The 19,643-nt window shown below is 31.5% G+C and carries 15 protein-coding genes and 1 pseudogene; 7 read left to right on the top strand and 9 right to left on the bottom strand.

The features are described 5' to 3' along the window. Positions 1-2: 2 nt before the first annotated feature. The gene (locus H7355_RS10100) at positions 3-3,053 is read left to right on the top strand and encodes a type I restriction endonuclease subunit R (protein ID WP_186647107.1); all 3,051 of its coding nucleotides are present in this window, start codon (positions 3-5) and stop codon (positions 3,051-3,053) included. Between the two features lie 48 nt (positions 3,054-3,101). Here H7355_RS10100 and H7355_RS10095 read toward each other — a convergent pair whose 3' ends face one another. Next, entirely contained in the window at positions 3,102-3,509 is a 408-nt protein-coding gene (locus H7355_RS10095) for a type II toxin-antitoxin system death-on-curing family toxin (RefSeq protein WP_186647106.1), read from the bottom strand. Next, positions 3,506-3,766, bottom strand: a complete 261-nt coding sequence (locus tag H7355_RS10090) for a hypothetical protein (protein WP_186647104.1) — start codon at positions 3,764-3,766, stop codon at positions 3,506-3,508. The genes H7355_RS10095 and H7355_RS10090 overlap by 4 nt, the downstream gene beginning before the upstream one ends. A 309-nt stretch (positions 3,767-4,075) precedes the next feature. Between H7355_RS10090 and H7355_RS10085 the strand changes: the two genes are divergently transcribed. Next, complete coding sequence (locus H7355_RS10085) at positions 4,076-4,378, top strand: hypothetical protein (RefSeq protein WP_186647102.1); 303 nt, start codon at positions 4,076-4,078, stop codon at positions 4,376-4,378. A gap of 380 nt (positions 4,379-4,758) precedes the next feature. Here H7355_RS10085 and H7355_RS10080 read toward each other — a convergent pair whose 3' ends face one another. From H7355_RS10080 to H7355_RS10065, 4 genes are read right to left on the bottom strand one after another with little or no spacing between them, the layout of a single operon-like run. Then, a complete protein-coding gene (locus H7355_RS10080; protein WP_186647100.1) occupies positions 4,759-5,517 on the bottom strand; it encodes a DNA topoisomerase in 759 nt (252 codons plus the stop codon). 8 nt (positions 5,518-5,525) lie between these two features. Beyond that, the gene (locus H7355_RS10075) at positions 5,526-5,945 is read right to left on the bottom strand and encodes a hypothetical protein (protein ID WP_186647098.1); all 420 of its coding nucleotides are present in this window, start codon (positions 5,943-5,945) and stop codon (positions 5,526-5,528) included. A gap of 3 nt (positions 5,946-5,948) precedes the next feature. Then, positions 5,949-6,668, bottom strand: a complete 720-nt coding sequence (locus H7355_RS10070; RefSeq protein WP_186647096.1) for a hypothetical protein — start codon at positions 6,666-6,668, stop codon at positions 5,949-5,951. Beyond that, positions 6,668-11,035 (bottom strand): AAA domain-containing protein, encoded by a 4,368-nt coding sequence (locus H7355_RS10065; protein WP_186647094.1) that lies wholly within the window; start codon positions 11,033-11,035, stop codon positions 6,668-6,670. Before H7355_RS10065 ends, H7355_RS10070 begins: the two co-directional genes overlap by 1 nt. Before the next feature lie 509 nt (positions 11,036-11,544). Between H7355_RS10065 and H7355_RS10060 the strand changes: the two genes are divergently transcribed. Both H7355_RS10060 and H7355_RS10055 read left to right on the top strand, forming a co-directional pair. Next, complete coding sequence (locus H7355_RS10060) at positions 11,545-11,838, top strand: hypothetical protein (RefSeq protein ID WP_186647092.1); 294 nt, start codon at positions 11,545-11,547, stop codon at positions 11,836-11,838. A 245-nt stretch (positions 11,839-12,083) separates the two neighbouring features. Next, entirely contained in the window at positions 12,084-13,013 is a 930-nt protein-coding gene (locus H7355_RS10055; RefSeq protein WP_186647091.1) for a beta-propeller fold lactonase family protein, read from the top strand. Between the two features lie 118 nt (positions 13,014-13,131). Here the strand turns inward: H7355_RS10055 and H7355_RS10050 are convergent, their stop codons facing one another. Both H7355_RS10050 and H7355_RS10045 read right to left on the bottom strand, forming a co-directional pair. Beyond that, positions 13,132-13,926: a substrate-binding periplasmic protein gene (locus H7355_RS10050; protein ID WP_186647089.1), complete on the bottom strand. Its 795-nt coding sequence runs from the start codon at positions 13,924-13,926 to the stop codon at positions 13,132-13,134. Between the two features lie 319 nt (positions 13,927-14,245). Continuing rightward, positions 14,246-15,637, bottom strand: coding sequence for an RNA-guided endonuclease InsQ/TnpB family protein (locus H7355_RS10045; protein WP_186647086.1), 1,392 nt, complete (start codon positions 15,635-15,637; stop codon positions 14,246-14,248). A gap of 20 nt (positions 15,638-15,657) precedes the next feature. Between H7355_RS10045 and tnpA the strand changes: the two are divergent. Continuing rightward, a pseudogene (tnpA, locus tag H7355_RS10040) lies at positions 15,658-16,134 on the top strand (IS200/IS605 family transposase). Positions 16,135-16,497: 363 nt separating this feature from the next. Here tnpA and H7355_RS10035 read toward each other — a convergent pair. Next, positions 16,498-16,977 carry a VOC family protein gene (locus tag H7355_RS10035; RefSeq protein WP_186647084.1) on the bottom strand — a complete coding sequence of 160 codons (480 nt, stop codon included), beginning with the start codon at positions 16,975-16,977 and terminating at the stop codon, positions 16,498-16,500. Positions 16,978-17,605: 628 nt separating this feature from the next. Between H7355_RS10035 and H7355_RS10030 the strand changes: the two genes are divergently transcribed. Together H7355_RS10030 and H7355_RS10025 are read left to right on the top strand one after the other, a co-directional pair. Beyond that, positions 17,606-18,412 carry a type IV toxin-antitoxin system AbiEi family antitoxin gene (locus tag H7355_RS10030; RefSeq protein ID WP_186647082.1) on the top strand — a complete coding sequence of 269 codons (807 nt, stop codon included), beginning with the start codon at positions 17,606-17,608 and terminating at the stop codon, positions 18,410-18,412. Continuing rightward, positions 18,405-19,319: a nucleotidyl transferase AbiEii/AbiGii toxin family protein gene (locus tag H7355_RS10025; RefSeq protein WP_186647080.1), complete on the top strand. Its 915-nt coding sequence runs from the start codon at positions 18,405-18,407 to the stop codon at positions 19,317-19,319. Before H7355_RS10030 ends, H7355_RS10025 begins: the two co-directional genes overlap by 8 nt. Positions 19,320-19,643: the final 324 nt, after the last annotated feature.

Here is a 19,643-nt window from a genome sequence, read left to right as displayed (position 1 = left end):
AAATGACATTAATCACGGAAGATACCCTAGAGAAAGAAGCAAAAGTATGGTTTGAAGAAATTGGTTATGAAACAGTTTTTGGCCCTGATATTGCCCCTGAAGCACAGTATGAAGAGCGTAGTACGTATTCAGATGTGATTTTAGTCAATCGAATCCGTTCTGCAATTGAAAGAATAAATCCAGGTCTTTCCTCAGATGCTCTTGAAGAAACACTGAGACAAGTTTGTCTATTTGATATAACAAACCCTATTTTACAAAATAAACACTGTCATAAATTTTTAACGGATGGTGTGGATATCCAGTATCAAAGTAACAATGGAACAAAGTCCGACAATATCAAATTAATTGATTTTGACAATTTAGAAAATAATGAATTTCTTGTCATCAACCAAATGACAATTATCGAGAATAAAAACAATCGGCGTCCCGATATTCTTGTTTATGTTAACGGCTTACCACTTGCCTTAATAGAATTAAAAACGATTGCGGATACAAAAACAGATATTTGGGAAGCATATAATCAAATTCAAACTTATAAAAAAGAAATTCCAAGTATATTTAACTACACAGCTTTGAATGTTATTTCCGATGGCTTATATACAAAAGTCGGCTCGTTCACAGCCGATCGAGAACGCTATCAAGTGTGGCGGACCATAGATTCCGAAGAGCTTGCGCCAAATTCGATGCTTTCTTTAGAAGTTTTAATCAAAGGACTCTTTGCCAAAGAAAGATTTATCGATTTTATCAAACACTTTGTAGCGTTTGAAGCAAAAGATGATAAAACAATTAAAATTATAGCAGGCTATCATCAATTTAATGCAGTGAGAAATACCATTCAAAAAACAATCACTGCAATTAAAAATGACAAGCGCATAGGGACTGTTTGGCATTCGACTGGTTCTGGAAAATCATTTAGTATGGTTTTCTATGCTGGATATGCAGCGCAAAAAAAAGAATTGGAAAACCCAACCATCATTGTACTTACAGATAGAAATGATCTCGATGATCAGCTCTTTGGCCAATTTAGCCGTTGTATACAAATATTAAGGCAAACACCTGTGCAAATTGAGAGCCGCAAGGAATTGCAGGAAAAATTAATTGTGGCTTCTGGCGGTATTTTTTTTACGACAATACAAAAATTTATGCCTGAAAGTAAGGGAGATGATTTTCCACTTCTCTCAGAGAGAAAAAATATTATTGTGATTGCCGACGAAGCACACCGCAGTCAATACGACTTCCTTGATGGTTTTGCTCGCAATATGCGCGCAGCGTTACCCAATGCGAGTTTTGTTGGATTCACAGGAACACCCATAGCAAAAACGGATGCGGACACACGAGCAGTATTTGGTGATTATATTTCCATTTACGATATTGAACGCTCGATTGCAGATGGTGCAACTGTTCCTTTGTATTATGAAAGTCGCTTGATTCGACTTTCTAGGGATACGCAAGTGAATCTCGATGAAGAAATGGAAGAATTGACAGAAGCAGAAGACACCACTGAAGCACAAAAAAGACGATCAAAATGGGCTTCCCTAGAAACTTTAGTTGGTGTTCAATCACGTCTTGCAGAAGTTGCTAAGGATTTTGTCGATCATTTTGAAACACGGCAAGTCTCAATCAATGGCAAGGCCATGATCGTCTGTATGTCGAGAAGAATTTGTGTGAGTCTATATAATGAAATTATAAAATTAAGACCAGATTGGCATTCTGATGAAGACGATAAAGGAACAATAAAAGTTATTATGACGGGCTCGGCCTCCGATCTTGAAGAGTGGCAAAAACATGTCCGCAGTAAAGCACGTCGCGAAGAAATGGCAAATATCGTTAAAGACAATTCTTCTTCAGTTAAAATTGTTATTGTGCGTGATATGTGGCTGACTGGTTTTGATGCTCCTTCCATGCACACTATGTATATCGATAAACCCATGCATGGGCATGGTTTAATGCAAGCTATTGCACGGGTAAATCGAGTCTTTAAAGACAAACCCGGTGGAGTTGTCGTTGACTATATTGGTATCGCTGACGCCTTAAAGAAAACCATGCACACATATACAGAAAGTGGTGGTTCCGGTCGGCCAACATTAAACAAAGAAGATGCCGTTGCTATAATGATAGAAAAATATGAAATCTGTCTTGGAATTATGCATGGTTTCTCTTATCAAAAATCTTTAAAAAACCCATCTGAAGCTTTGAAAATAATTCCCTCAGCTCTTGAGCATATTTTAGTTCAAGATGATGGAAAGAAGCGCTTTACCAATGCTGTTTACCAATTGTCAAAAGCATTTGCCTTAGCAGTGCCAGATAAAGTAACAGAAGAAATAAGAGATGAACTTGTCTTTTTTCAAAATTTAAATGCAGCCTTAAATAAAACAGAACCTGGTAGTGTTTTAAAAATTGAAGAAAAAGAACTTGCTATTAGACAACTCTTATCAAAATCCGTTTTTTCTGATGGTGTGATTGATATCTTTAGCGCAGCAGGACTTAAAAAACCGAATATTTCAATTTTATCGGACGATTTTTTAGCTGAAGTTCGTGGCCTCCCACAAAGAAACTTGGCAATTGAATTATTAGAACGTCTCATCCGTGATCAGGTAAAAACAAAGCTGAGACGCAATAAAGTGCAAGAGCGTCAGTTTTCAGAAATGCTCGACAATTCTTTACAAAAATATAGAAATAGAGCGATTGAAACTGCAAAAGTGATTGAAGATTTAATTGATATGGCCAAAGATATTCGCAAAGCACATCAACGTGGTGAAAATCTGGGGCTGAATGAAGATGAAATGGCTTTTTATGATGCGCTTGAGATCAATGATTCCGCAGTTAAAGTTTTAGGAGATAATATTTTAAAACATATTGCGACAGAACTTGTGAAAATTATCAAAGAAAATTTAGACACCGATTGGGCTGTGAAAGAAACGTCTCGTGCAAAAGTAAGAATGGCAATTAAAAGACTTTTAAAACTCCATGGATACCCACCTGATCTTTCCGAGCAAGCCACTCATCTTATCCTAGAACAAGCAGAACATCTTTGTAAGGAATGGGAGGTTTAAAAAAATTATAATTTCATAATTTTAAAGTTGTTCAAATAAATTTTGGAATTAGAAAGTAATTTTCATTTTATGATTATTAAACCATTTTTTTATTTCGTCTAAATTTTTAGCATTTGAGGCGCAGTCTTCAGCTAATTCTGCAAACTTATTACTTTTTTCAGAGACGGGATATTTTAAAGTCCAACCGTTACTTTCTAAAAAAATAAGAGAACATATAAGAGCTGTTCTTTTATTGCCATCAAAAAAAGCATGTGTTTTTATAACATAATAAAACATTGCTGCTGCAATATCGACTGTTCCACCATGAACAAAAGGAAACTGACCTGGATAAATTGCTGCATACAAAGCACTTTCTATCTTTTCAGGATGAGCGCAAACGTGCTTTTGTCCAAAAGAAAAAGTTATTTTTTTGTTTACTTTAAGAACAATCTCAGTATCAATCATTTTAATTTTCATTTCAGACGCTCTAAAGCATCTGAATGATCAAGCATAATTTTATCAGCTAATTTAATAGCTTCTCCCTTATCAAGAGGAACCAGTTCAACAGGAGTTGTGGAATAAGGGGATAAAACAAATTTGCGTATTGCTTGATTTGCAAGTTGAGAAACAGTCCAACCTGGATTTTTCTCAAACCACTCTGCCACTAATGGCTGCAAATCCTCATCCCAACGAACACTAGATTGCGATGGAAGACGTTTTCTGGGAGTAGTCATAAAATATACCTCCTAACCCAATGTAACCCAAATAATCACAATTTTCAAGCCTATTTTAGGATAAAATATTTTAATTTCATTATTACAAATGGTTACGTTTAGGGCAAAATGACGATTTACTTTTTGACTGATAAAAATATCAAATCCAATAAATCTTTATAGTCAAGATAGTATTGTGTGAATCACTTTTAATGGAATGCATATTAAATGCAGAATTGATTAAATAATTAATAACTAGGAATTCATAAAAAAAAAGTAAACGATTTAGATAGACTTATTGGTTATGAAGTCTACACCGTTTGGATTAACATGATTAAAACGTTGGTGCCTTATGGGCGAACGCATCGAATTTCAGTGGTTGTAGCTGGAATGCTACATTATGCTTTGGATCAAACGTACTTAAAGAAACAGGAAAGCAATCCTTTTGGCAAAATCTTACAAAAAAGTTATGAAAATGATGAACCCCATGAGGAATTATTTAGTGCCATTAAATTGCTTTTTAAGAAAGCAAAAGTAGAATACACTCGGAAAAACTATAAAGGGGAAAAATTCTGTATTATCGAAAACAGTTTAGAGGAATTTATTCGTTGGGAATCTATGCCTTGGGATTAAATTATAGAGAAAGTATTTAATTCCTAGCTTCAAATAATTTAATCATCCTTTTTCTTGGTGACAAATATTTTTCCTTTGCAGATTAAAAACTTATGAGAGTGTCATTGACTTTTTTGTTAAGTTCATACCAAGGAATTTTATCAAATTGATAATAATATGCATAAGCAAAAAACATTTTTTTAAATCGTTCATATTTGCAAGAACAGATTTACTTTCAGTGTTTTTACAATAATAAATATCTTGGAAAAGAGAATTGAAATTGGTTTTGTCAATGTCGAGTTTATTTTCTTGACAGTCTAATTTGTACCATAGTATTATCTCATTTAAACTTTCTTAACCTATGCTAACTTGTTAATTTCTTTTATTAACAAAATATTGCTCTATTCACAAGAATCAATCCATTCTATGTTTATCTTACTTAAAAAGTTTTGTCGAAAAATTGAAAAAAATTTACGCTCAAAATCCTGTCTAGATATTTCGTCATTTGCAATTTTCTGCAGATAAGTTTCAAACAGCTGAGCATTATCTAGATTTAAAAAGGGATCATCTAATTGGCTAAAGTATTGTAAAAAATCTTCACCTTTTGAAGTGATTTCATATGTTATACATTCCTTTTGTTCAGATCCTTCTTTGATCATTTTCTTTTCAATAAATCCATCAAGCACATTTTTTTCTATCTTTGCAAATAGAGAAGCATAAGTTGATGGTTTTCCAATATGATATTTTTCAAGTTGAGTGATAAAATCATCGAGTTTTATATATGGTTCTTCGACAGAATAGATGCGGCAACCATCAAACTCAAGAGAAACTGCCTCTGAATATATTTCTTTCAAAATTTTATCTGGGTTTGGAAATTCTCTCATATTTTCTTGCCGCTTGTATTCATCGACTTCTAGCCAACCTTCTGAAACGAGATCTGCAGACGTAAATAATAACTTAATTTCATCTTTATTTTGTGCGCTTAGAATGAAACCATTTATATTCAGTACTGCTGGCTCTTTTAACGTTGCAAAAGAACCTTGATAGATTATTTTATAGACTTCTTTACTTGGGGAGATCAGAAATTGATCCATTAATTCTGGGGTGTATTTAAAATTCACCGGTGTTATTTGTGGATGGGCCGATTGAGTTTGCTTCATACGAACTCCTATTTTTCGAGTGGATCATAAGTTAACAGGGCTTCTGCGAATTCTTTTTTATGTAGTCCTACTTTTTCATATTGAATAAGTAATATAATTTTATCTAAAATGCTGTGATATAAAGTCGCTCCATTCCACAGTTGTGACCAAGAGAGATTTTCATCACTAAAATATTTATAAGTCCCTTGGATAGAGCAAAGAGAGCAAAATACTTTTCGAGGATTTTTTAAATTTATTGCTTCTAAAAGAGCATCTTTCTCTGAATGCATATTTCTTTTTGCAACTTGGAGAAAACCTGTACAAATATCTTGAAACCCTTCTTCTTCTCTTTTCTCTCCTTCTTTTTCCATTTGAGTTAATAAATTCACCAATTTTTCTAATTCTGAAGCAATAACAAAGCACTCCTTCACCCATTCAATTGCATTCATTTTTTAATTATCCTCTTCTAAATTCCAAGGGGAGCGTTTCGTAATAATTTTTTTCGACAGACCATTTTTTAATGGGTTGATGGTATTTTGTGGAACCCATATTTGAGTTTTTCCACCTCGCAAAAATACTTCATAATTTTCTAGAGATTGTGGTCCAGTAATGCCCAACCAAACATTTAAACCTTCTTTCCCGACTGTGTATTCTATATAACCTCCATCCCCATTCCAATGATTCCAAACTGCATAACCAGAACGCCATTCTTCTTCAGTGGCAGGTGGCGGTTCCAATGCCCACCACTCACCACAGTAATCATTGGTTTTGAATTTATTTGCTAATGCTCCAACGAGGCGATATAATTTTGTGCCATGAGATAAGGTGACAGGTTTAGGAATACCTAAAAAGTAACTCAATAAATACATAGTATGCTTCGGATCATTGCCAAATTTGGGCCAACCTTTTTGATATGGAGCTTCTTTTATTATTCTTGATTTTATTTCATCAAATTCATCAGTTTCAATCTCAGCACCCAAACAATTGGGATTAGCTTCTGGTGCAGCAAATTTTAAAAAACTTGGAACATCATTGTCATCAATGCTTTCAAAAGGATCTCTTTTTAAAAAAGGATTTGCACTTTCTTGAATGTCACTTGGTGTGTGATGTCCATCGGTTCTTGGGTATTTAATTACTGAATTCGGTGGCACTTCATTTTCAATATTTTGCATTAAAATTCCCCTCCAAAATTAAAGCGATGACTGTTGGGATTATGGGTAGAAGATTGGATCATTGCGGAGCCATCATACAGTGCTTGAAGAATTTCCATTGTTTTTTCTGGTGATAATTTATGCATGCGGGCAACACGTTTTAGTGTTTCTGCTGTTGTCATTCCTGATTTTGGGCGCAATGTTTTTGTTAATGAATAAAGCGGTGATGGTGTCCACTCTTGCTGAGTTAAAGCATGAGCATATTCTTCTGCTGCTTCTAAAGTTTGAAAAATCTTCTGTTGACTTAAAAGACTATTTGAGCTTACAGATTTTCCAAATAAAAATTTATTTCTCGATTTTATTGAGAATTTAACTCGCAGAGTGTAGCCACTGAGTTTGCTTTTTTCCTTTTGCACTTGTAAGATTTTGAATACAGACAAATGATTTCTTGATAAAAATGGAAGTTCATGGCTATAATTTTTTAATTTAAGTGCCTTATATTTTATAAATTGTGAATAAATAATGTCATAGATATTCCTTATTAAAGCAGATTGTATTAAGTTTTTATTTAATTTTACTTCAAAATTTTTAATTGCAGTTAAAATACTTACTTTATCTATTGAATTGAATCGAACCCTTTTAAAGATAAATCTTTTTTGTGGAAACTCACTTCTTATATATTCTTTCAAGTGCCATGCAATAAGTTCTCCCTCTCTATCATTGTCGGTTGCTAAAATGATCTCGTCAAAATCTCTGGAAAAAATTTTAATTTCATTTATGAGAAACCGTCTTTCTTCTCTTATTTTCCAAACAGGGTATGAAATTGATTTTTCCATCGTATCATGTGCATCAAGATCTAATTCTCTAAAAAAGCCACCTGTGGCAAATACTTTATAATCTTTAGGTAGCAATTTTTGTATAGTTTCGATTTTATTTGGTGACTCGACAACGAATGCAATAGTGGGGTAAACAGGTTTTCCATTATTAAGTAAATATTTTGCAAGTTTTACACTTGGAATATTGCTTTTTTCTGATAAAACTTTTTCTGGAAATAAAAATTCTCTGTGGCAAAAGACGAGAAAACTATCCTTTGCACGCGAAACGGCTACATTTAATAAATTAGTTTTATTGTCCCAAAAAACTGTTTTTCCATCTTCTCGATCGCTCACTAAGGAAAATATTACAATTGGACATTCAGCTCCTTGTAAGGAATGGACGGTTCCAATGACAAATTGTCTTTTAAATAATTCTAATTGATCAGGATTTTTTATTCGCAAAGACCACTCTGCATGAATTTTATCTTTTAAAATTTTTTCTTGGTATTTAAAAGGTGTAATCACAGCAACTAATTTATAAAATGGAATTTTTATAACGCCATCTGGATTATATGCGTTTGTTATTTTATCTTCATTTTCTTTTAGCCATTCCAAAATTTCAAGACATTCATCTTCATTGTACCAACTTCCGTTTTTTTGACTTGCTTTGAAAGAATGGCATACATAGCCCATAGAAGGAAAAAGGGAATTTTTATTCTTAATAACAGGGATTAAATCACCATCATAAACTAATTCATTACAGAATTCTATGATGTTTTGTACACAGCGATAGTGTCTAGTCAACATCAGACCGTTTGAATACGGTTTTGTAAAATATGATTTTTCTTGTAGAACCGACATAAGATTATTTTTTGATGCCATAATTTCTCTATCAGAAATATCCTCTTTTTCTTTATCAGTTAACTTTAGAGTTTTAGCTATGCAATGTTCTGCTTCATTGTCTAGATTGAATACGGGTTCTAATTGTTTGACATCTCCAACTATTAAAGCTCTTTTTGCAAATGAAAATGCCACCATTGAATTTTCTAAACAGCATTGTCCAGCTTCATCAATAATTAAAAGGTCGGCTTCATTGCCAAAATTGACATTGTTGTTTTTATCATGAAAAAGTTTTGGCATGATGTGAAATGTAGAGACAATACAAGGTGCTAACATACAAAATGATCTTAATTGGTCTATCTGTGTGTCTTTTGATTTCTTATAACTATTTTTTTGCTCAGGAAATTTAGTACAGAGCCAACGGCCTTCCCAGTATCGTGCAGTCATGTGAAAATTATAGGTTCTAATTGTGCAATCAAGTAATGCTTGAAAAGATTCAAACAATTGGATTCTTTTCACTGCTGTTTCTTTTTCTAATGAATCTTTCATTTTATATATTGATTGTATTTTGTTATCAAACAGTCGAAATTGGTCTGGTAATTTATTAATGAGAAGAAAGAATTTAGACTGAGCTAATATATACAATATTGAATTGTTAAATTCTTCAAGAATTTTGAAATTTCTAATTTCATCATTTATTTTATCTTGTCTTTCTTCCAAAAATTGTATGTAATTATTGTTAATATTTGTAATTTCGGAATTGAAACTCACAATTTCTCTTTCATATTCTAGTCTTTTTAGATTCACTAATAATAAAATATTCTCAAATTGAGTAAAGATTTCTTGTAATTTAAAGCTTGATTTATAAGGGATTTTTTCATTTGATAAGAGTTTCTTGAATTTTTTATTATTCATTAGTAGAATAAAAAACACAGTTTTAATTATTTTTAAATAAAACTGTACAAATTGTTTTGTTAATACAAATTTGTAATATTTACTATTTATTGTGTAATTAATTTTATTTATATATTTTTCAAAAAATCCGAGGAGATAATTTTTTTTGTATTTTAAATCAGTTATTTCAGAAATATATGAGTTTTCTAAAAAATTTTTATTTTTAGCTTCAAGTTCTATCTCGTTTTTCAGCAACTCAATATTATGTAAACTGGCTTCGAGTTGATTCATGTCATTATTGATAAGAATTTTGACAGTGTTTTTATAGCTGTGATATAATTTTGGAAGAATATTCTGACATTGATTTTTTAAAGAGTCATGTAAAAATCTTACGCATTGATCCATATATATAAAATCTTTATTAAATATATTATTTATATTTGTCAAGAATTTTCGCTTTTCCCGGTTGGCCTGCTCTCTTTTTGATAGATTTAATTCCTCAGCGGCTCCTCCTGCTTGGTAAAGATATATGGAATTGTAGTTATAATAGTTTTGATGCAAAAGATTTAAATGTTGTGATTCCTCTTTTTTGGCTTCAGAAGGGAAATACCAACCATAACTTAAAATTCCTGACACCCATCTTTGGAGAAGTAAATGCTCTTCTATGCGGCCAGGAATTTCAGAAAAGTTGCCAATTATATTTTTTGTTGCATTATTTGTAAATGAAGATGCAATCACAATGGGGCACTCTGGATTATTATTTGCAATTGTTTTATTTACCCATAATGTTGCAATTGCTGCTTTTAACATACTTGTCTTTCCAGTACCCGGAGGTCCACTGATTGCTAAAGGAAAACCATCTGGAGTGCTTAAAAATGTTAAAAGAGCTTCACGCTGCGAAGGATCCAATGGGAAATTTTTTCTTATTCTCTCTTGTTCGTCAAAAGAATCTATGTGGCCCGTGTGGTGTAGAGTGTTTGCTTCTATTGCATCACTAACTAAAATATTTTGTGTAAATTGATCTTGAGATATATGATGTAAAAGTGGATATTGATTCTTAAAATTTTCATTTTTGTTTTGAATTTTTCTTTCAATTATGGAATACGACTCTCTAAGTAACTTATTCATTTTCTCACCTAATTGAACAGAAACGAGTGTATACCAGCACTCTTTATCTGAACTTTTAGATCTTAAAAAATCTGATAATGGAATTCTTTTATAATTTTCAATTTCGGGTGAATTATAAGTTTCCAAAAACATAGTATATGCATATTCCCACCATTGCGACCAATTGATATTTGGTAGTTTTTTGCCATGCGTCTCAGAATCATTGGATAATTTTTCATTGCTTTGCAATTCATTTTCATTATCAGATAAGGGATACTTGCTTAAAAATTTCTCATATCGAGCTAGTGTGCCAATTTTAATACTTGTAGCGTAGATCTCGTCAACTGGTTCTAAATAGTTTGAGTTTAGAAAAGGTCGGTAGTTTGTGTTTGAAATAATATTTCCTTGGATATCTACAAAGATGGGTACAGAAAGGATGACATTCATCTTTTTTTTCTGAGTTTTATATCCTGCGCATATCCAGGTTTCAGCATAGGAGCTGCTTTTTCCATCTTGATGAATAAATTTTACAATTCCTTTGGATTTATCTTTGAAAAAATTCATGAATTTATCACTCTCGATTATCTTTTTTTCAAATTTTCCAGAATTCAAGTGAATAGTATTTTTGAATGGAATTGCTTCGTTTTCATTTGCTAGTTTAGTCATATTTGAAAAAATCAACGCTTGATGCCAGTATTGTAAGGCTAGTACCGAAGGAGATCTTGTGTTCATGGGACACTTTCTTAAAAAATGAATAAAATATTAATATTCGCATTTAATATGTGTATAAGAAAAAAGTAAAGCAATACTTAGTTATGAAATGAAAAAATATTGAATCAAGTTTGATTCCTTTTAAAGGTTATCAAATATTGTTATAGAGAACGCTTTGGCTTGTTGAGGAAAATTTTTTAAAAAAGATTGATGTTGTAGAGGGAGTTTCTATTTAATAAAAACCCCCTAATTTTAAGTAAATACTTTTTTTAGCAAAGATTTCAATCAGCGAATCATATTGAATTTTAAAAAAATTTATCTAAGGAATTGAATAATATTTTTTTGTAAGTAAAATAGCAAAAAGCAATGTCGTAAAAGATGGTTTCTATTAAATTGTTCTTTTATGTTAATAATCGGTTATTAAAAAAATGAAAGGATTTGTTTTAGATAAATCAAGTATTAATATTTAGTATTTAGTAGTTAAAATATAAAGTAATTATTTTAAAATATTCTGAAAGGAGAATTTTTTTATGAAAATTTTAGTATGTTCAATGGCTGCTATTATGCTTACTGGTTGCGTTTTTGTACAAACAGTGGGATTTGATAAAGAAGCAAATACAGTGACTCTGCAAGGTGAAACGTGGGTATCGAAAGATAAATTTCAAGAAGAGGCAGATAAATATTGTGGAAAGAAGGCAAATTTAGTTAAAATGAATGAAGTTGTTGAAGGGTCTGAAACTAAAGTTGATAATTCAAAATATGGTTTGACAAATGCGCAAACAAAACCGATAAAAAAAGCTCAATATACTTTTAAGTGTAGTTAAGTAATGATAATCTCAGTTTATTAAATAAATATTTTTTTATAGACCATGAAAATACGAACTTTATTTAGATGCGCTGTTCTTGAAAAAATAAATATTTTACAATTTTAAAAAAGAGTCATTAAAAACATTCAGAAATATTTTTCCAAATTTTCTTAATCGAAGTCAATATTTTGTCAAATTGAAATTTAAATATTCATTTAATACCATTTATTGTTCTTTAGAAAAATTTTTATTATGGAGGTACTATGATTTTTTCATTGTCTAAAAAAATCTTGGCTTATTCTACATTATTATCAATATTTAGTATGAGCGCATACAGTGTTGATGTAAATACATTGAGAGAAACACAGACGTTTACTGTAAGTCAAAATATAACGTATGCGTTTATATCAAACTATAATTCAGGTAGCGGGGTTACATCGTGTGTTGTAAATAGCGATGGTACGTTTGGCAGCTGTATCCAAACAGCAAATAGTGCAAATAACCCATATACCATAGATTTTGACAATAATAATAACGCATATTTATCGAATTATAATTCAAGTACAATTAGCATTTGTCCAGTAACGTATAATGGCATGCTGCCACTCTGTAATCAATTTGGCATAAGCCCAAATCCTATGGGGATTGCTTTTACTAAAGGATATGCATTTTTTACAAACTATGCAAACAATTCAGTATCATCGTGTGCACAAAATATGGATGGAACATTAAGAGGATGTCGTTCTGTTTTAAATTTATTTCTTTCTAATCCTTGGCGTATTACTATCCGCAATAAGTTAGCATATATAACAAATCTTGGAAATAATAATGTCACAGTTTGCTCAATTAATAATGGCGTATTGAGCAATTGTGCTTATACCGGTGCTGGATTTAATAATCCACGAAGAATTGCATTTAATAAAAACAATGCTTACATAGTAAATATGGGTAATAATTCTGTGAGTAATTGTAGCGTAGCTTCAGATGGAAGCCTTGCAAACTGCGCTATAACTGCGTATGGATTTAATAGTGCTAGCGACATAGCAATATTTAATAATTTTGCTTATATTGTAAACAGTAGCGATAACTCAGTTAGTAAATGTAACATTCTAAGCGATGGATCATTAGATAATTGCGATTTGACTGGATACGGTTTTTCATACCCAATGTCTATCGCTATTTATACTCCATGATGTTCATCAATCAGTGAACAATTATGGTATGAATGCATCATTAAATAGAGTTCAAGCGCATAATTTTTGAAAAAAAAATATTTTAATTTAAATACTTTAAACTTATAGAATCTTTGAGTCAATTTTCTACTTTCTCGTCTGTTGTACTTGATGACTGATTCTCTAGAATTTTTTTATGTGTTCCATTTTTTATTATTTTTTCAAGACCCTTTTTGAATATATTCACCACTTCATCAGACGTTTTTGTACCAAAAGCCATATATAGGTCTGTATCGCTTAATTCTTTTGCGGGTATTTTAAATGCAATGCCAAGATCGTCTATCTTTTCATTATTTTTTCTAAGCAAAAATTTGGCTGCTGCTTCATCGATTGGCCAAAGCTGGATGCGGTCACTCGTAAGCATTTTATAAAGATTTTCATTTTTCTGAGCGATATACAAGTTATCTCCATCACGAAATCCATGGCGTAAAAATAAAATCTCTAATATATCTCCATTATAAACCCCAACTATATATTTTTTAGCATCTTCTATGCTTGAAAGTTTGATTTGCTTATCTTTTGAATAAATATTAAATCTTTGTTTATTTATTTTTCCAACCCATTTATAATATTTTTCCCGAGCTGGATTTCGAACAATTGAGTATATTAATATATTTGGATTATTCTGTGCTATTTTTTGTGCTCTTTTCCATGGGTAAACAGATATTTTTCCTGAAATCTGAATTTCTTTTAGAACAGCCTGAATAATTTCAGTATTTATACCAATAACTCTTCCATTTTTATCAGAATAATTATATGGAGGATACTCTTCTGTCACTATTTCAATATTTTTTAAATCTTTGGAGTGAGTAACTAGACAAATAATTAAACAAATAAAATATATGCATAATTTAATATATTTTATTTGATTCATAATACCTGCTCCTGAAGGTCTTGTCGCAAGACGTGAAAAGTGATGTAGAATATGTCACTTTAGAATAATGGAGTATCCCTCTCGATGCAATTTCCCATTAAGGAAGGGTGGTCAATAGTTTATGAATTGATTCGCTTATGATACATTTTAACGATACATTTTTGTTTTAAGAGATTTAGTGACAGGAAGAGGAAAGTTTTTGTGCCGATGAAGATTTTTAATACATCTGATTTTTCAGCATCATTGGCAAAGTTTCGGGCACTGTGGATTATGATTGAATCATTATATGTGTTGATTTTAGAATGTGAACTTCTCGCCCCTAAAGGGAGCAAGCTTCTGAAGTTATAGGAATCAGCGGATTAGATTGCTCTAATTTCGTCTTACTTATTCCTCGTCCAGCTTTACTTCGGCTAGTCCCTAGCCTAGTTCTTGTCTTAGCTTTTGGCTTTGACAAAAGAAATTGCACACCTCTTTTAGCAATTATTTTTGCTGCATTTATATCAGCATTGTCATGATTTCCGCATAATAAACATAAGAAATTATCTTGTGTTTTTCTATTTTCGGCGTGAGTGTGGCCACAATTGGCACATTCCTGACTAGAATAATGAGGTGAAACTTTAACGACTAATTTACCATATTTTTTAGCTTTATATTCTAAAAACTCTATTGTTTTTGCTAATCCTTTTGATAGCAGTTCTCTATTTAAACCTGCTTTGGCTTTTCGCATGTTTGGCAAATATTTGCCATTTACATCTTGCTTTGGCTTAGGAGATTTAGTCATATTTTTTAGTTTTAAATCTTCTACTGCAAATATTTTTGCGTCTGAATTAACAATTGAATGAGAAAATTTGTGGCAAAAATCATGCCTGATGTTACTTATTTTAGAATGAATTTTTGCAATTTTAATTTTAGTTTTATTTCTACAATTTGAACCTTTTTTTTGCCGTGATAACTTTCTTTGATATTTTTTGAACTTTCTTTGTTTAAGCTTGATTTTATTTTTTGATTTATCATCAAAATCATAACTTAGTTTATTGCTTGTTTGAAATGGAATTACAATGCCACGATCAATCCCTACGGTGAGTTCATTTAATGATTCTGCATCCAAAAGAGAATATTCATCCAACAGATCTTGTTCTGATTTTCCAATATCTTCTACTTCATAGCAAAACGAGACAAACCACTTATTATTCTTTTTTCCAATAACAATTTGTTGCGGAATTCCAAACTCTCTATGAGCCTTGAATTTTAAAACACCTAATTCTTTTGATTTAGTGCCAATTATTAGTTTTTTTAAAACAACTCCTTCTTTGCTTATTTCATCATTGAATTTAAATAATTCATTCGTAAGCAAGACGGTATCTTTTATTCCTTTTTTCTTTTTACGAGGGTTTTTAGCTATACCTTTAAAGAAACGTTGTTTTGCCGTATACCAAATTGAAGATGCATTGCGCAGAATTTGCGACGGGCATTGATTTAGCCAATCTCTTTCTTCAGTTTTAAAATGTGAATAAGCCTGATGAACCGAGGATTTTTCGCCTGTGCTTTTAAATACGCTATAATTTTGATTATCTTCTGACACTTTGCAATTATAAATAACTCGAGCACAACCTATCCATCGAGAAAGTATATTTGCTTGCTCAATAGTTGGATATGCTCTAAATTTTACAACACAACTTGCCATAAATTCTTCATCATGTTTCTCTAGCATTTGTTTATTTTGGAATCAATATGGATCATAATAAATATGAGTGGAGAACAGGAAGAAGTCAACTATATAAACATTATTATCATTTAGTATTCGTTACTTAATATATACGGGGAATTTTTACAAAGGAAATTCTTGAATGTACTAGACTTATTTTTAAAGAAAATTGCGAGCAAATAGACTGCGAATTAATCGAATTTAATGGCGAAGATGATCACGTGCTCATACTTGTTAGCATTCCCCCAAAACACTCTGTTGCAATTGTTGCCAGTAAATTAAAAGGAAAATCTTCTTATTTTATAAGAAGAGAATTTTGGGAACTTATTAAGAAAAAATTATGGGGTGACAATTTTTGGAGTCCAAGTTATTGTTCTGTAACTTGTGGAGGAGCACCGCTAGAAATTATAAAAAAATATATTGATGACCAAAGAAAACCATTTACTGAAAAAGGCGTTGCTCAATCTATTCGTGAAAGAAAAGTACGGTTGCGAGCGGACTAATAGAATTAAAAAAGCCACTCACGTGTTTTTTTAATTCCTCGTCCTCTTCGCCGACAATGGATCAATCGGCCGCATTCTCGCCCCTAAAGGAGCGAGAATGCGGCCTTGCTCTGTTCAAAGAAAATTAAAAAGTTTTTATGGATATCTTGTGATCTGTTAAATACCAATAGAGTCTGTTATATGACTTTCTTCTAATGCCTACCCTTAAACTCTTTTCATGAAATCTTTTAAGAATAATTCATTACATTTTTTTCTATTTTGTGTAAAATTACTTTATAATTCATGTCCTTGCTCACGATGCTTAATTTAAAAATGAATCAAGAAACATTTCTAAGTATAAGATAGTTACTTTGCATGCCTAAGTTAAGTGCGATCAAAAGCTTCCTTCAGTTTATTTCTGTCTAGTTTGACCATCTTCCACATCGCGTGCATGACTGCTTCCTTCTTCTTCTTGTTCTTGCTTGTGTTCCACTTGTCGAATTCTGCTGGTGTGATCTGCCACCGAATTCCGTACTTGTCGATCAGCCAACCGCATTGCACAGGTTGGCCTCCATCACTTGTCAGCTTTTTCCAGTACGTGTCGATCTCCCGCTGAGTCTTGCAGGGCACGACGAACGAAATGGACTCGTTGAAATTCATCTCGGTGTATCCGTTCAGGAGCATAATTTTTTGGCCTAGAAGGGTGAGATGTATGGTCAGTACGGAACCCTCTTTGACTCCCATGGGGTTGCTGCCCCAGTAAGAAGTCTTACCGATCTTTGTTCCTTTGAAGACAGACTTGTAGAATTTGGCCATTTCCGCAGCTTTGTCATTTGACCAGATGCAAGCATATATTTTGGACATGGTTACGTGCCTCCTATTTTCTTAAAGTTTACGGGCGTGAAGATGCTTTGTCTAGATGCTATAAAATTCTACCAAAATTCTTCATTATTCCCTGTTCGTAAATTCTGTTGCAGTAACGTTCCCAAATAAAAAAACAACAATAATGAAAAAGTTAATTCAGCAAGAATCGAACTGGCCTTAGCTTAAGCGTTCCTTAAGATGGTAAAAAACCTTAAAAATAAATATCTTTTATTATCAACAACAACACCTCTTACTTGTAACAGATCTGCACAAACGTAAAGCAATGGAATTGGGACTGGAAAAAAAATTTTTTTGTGAGTATAGCAATTCTTCTCGGCATGATCGGTAGATGGTTGGGGGGGAGAAGAGGGGTATTTGTATAAATCATTATGCGTTTATACTGGTTTAAGTTTTTAGCTATATCTATACTCATGGTATAGATATAGCTAAAAACTTAAACCTAATTTTCCTTCCAGTCTTTAACTAATCAATTATCTCAGAGTATTATATTAAATAGCTAAAAATTAGAGAACTTTCTATCAATAGTTTAACTTTTAAGCTATAACTATACCATAAGTATAGTTATAGCTTAAAAGTTAAACTTAACTTACCTACTTTGAGGGACTTTATGACTTCAAAATCCTTAGAAACAGAGGAAAACAAAAGCTCATTGCAAAAGCTTCTTTTAAACTGGCCAGCAAATGCTCTATATGTTTCATCATGGCTTACTGAAAATGGTTATCCGTATGAACTTATTCAAAAGTATATAAATTCTAAATGGCTAAAATCACCTGCAAAAGGGATATTTTTACGCTATCAAGATGAAATTACATGGCAAGGGGCTACTTGGGCTTTACAATCTCAACTAAATTTAATGATCCATGTTGGCAGCAAAAGCGCTCTTGAGTTGCTTGGATACGCTCATTATTTGCCTTTAAATAAACAGACAATATCAATTATAGTCCCAGAGAATAATTTTTTACCTAAATGGATATTTAAACTTAAATTTAACTCGACAATAAAAACTTATTCTACAAATATTTTTAAAAAAACTGAGGTAAGTAGCCTTACCAAAATTAAAATTAACAACTTAGAACTCATTTTATCTACACCAGAAAGAGCAATTATTGAAATGATGTATAGAATACCTTCGCAATATTCATTCCAAGAAACCGCAGAAATATTTACATCTTTAACAACTCTAAGGCCTGAATTAGTACAAAATCTTTTAGAAAATTGTACTTCAATTAAAGCAAAAAGAATTTTCCTTTTTTTAGCAGAACTCAATAATCATAAATGGTTTTCTAAAATTAATACTAGCAAAGTAGAACTTGGAAAAGGAAAAAGAGTAATCGAAAAAAATGGAATTTTTAATTCTAAATATCTAATTACAGTGCCTAAGGAATTAATTGATCAAGAGGTTAACTATGAATAGTTTCATTTTTGAAGAGCAGGTTAAACTTCTAATTAAATGTCTTCCAATTATTTATAAAGAAAATAATTTTGCTCTAAAAGGAGGAACTGCAATAAATCTCTTTATTAGAAACTTACCAAGATTGTCAGTAGATATTGATTTAACCTGGCTACAAATAGGCGATAGAGAATCATCATTAGAAGGGATAAGCAATAGTTTAAAAAATATAGAGAATAGATTATTAAATAATGCTGATGTTATAAGAGTTAATCCAATTATTTCTAAAGATAACAGATACAGAAAGCTAAATGTCTATTCAAATAAAGCAGCCATAAAAATAGAACCGAATGAAATTATACGTGGAAATTTATTGCCATATCAAGATCATAGAATATGTAAAAAAGCTAGTGAAAATTTTGGAATGGACGCAGAAATGAGATTGTTATCTTTAGAAGAAATATATGCTGGAAAATTTTGCGCAGCTCTTGATAGACAACACCCTAGGGACCTTTTTGATGTTAAAATTTTTTTAGAAAATGAAAAGATTTCGAAATTACTAATAGATTGCTTTGTAGTTATATTAATGCAACACAATAGACCTCCTGATGAACTTTTAAACCCTACCAAACTAAATCAGGAACAATTATTTGCAAATGAATTTTCGGGAATTTCGGAAGAAAACATAACTTGGAATCAATTAAATGAAACAAGGGAAAAATTAATAAAAGAAATAAATAATAATTTAAGCAATATCCATAGGGATTTTATTTATTCATTTTACACTTTAGAGCCTAATTGGAATTTATTACCTTTCAAAAATTTAGAAAATTTTCCTGCTATCAAATGGAAATTAAAAAATATACAAGCAATGAAAAAAGAGAAATATAGTAAATATTTACTAAAATTAAAAAGCGAGCTTGAAAAATAAGAGAGTAATCCTAAAATTTTAGAATTTAAATATTTAAAATAATTTTATTTTAAATTCATAATTACAAGTATTTGATCATAAACCCCCTTTTTCTTAGTGAAAAAGTGTCAACTTGAAATGGGGGTTATGATCAATTTAAAAAAGAAGTTTTAACTCAATCTTATTTTTTTGATTAGATGGTTTGATTGTTGCGCTTACATTTAAATTTCCAAAGAAGTAAATTGTGAAAGTTTCTTTATCAGTAAACGAGGGATTTGAGTTTGGACATATTTTAAAAAAATATAGGGAGAAAGTTGAGAAAAGAAATTTCAGGAAGTAATGCAA

This window comes from Fluviispira vulneris, from assembly GCF_014281055.1.
Taxonomy (GTDB): domain Bacteria; phylum Bdellovibrionota_B; class Oligoflexia; order Silvanigrellales; family Silvanigrellaceae; genus Silvanigrella; species Silvanigrella vulneris.
This window is presented reverse-complemented; position numbering and strand designations above follow the sequence as displayed.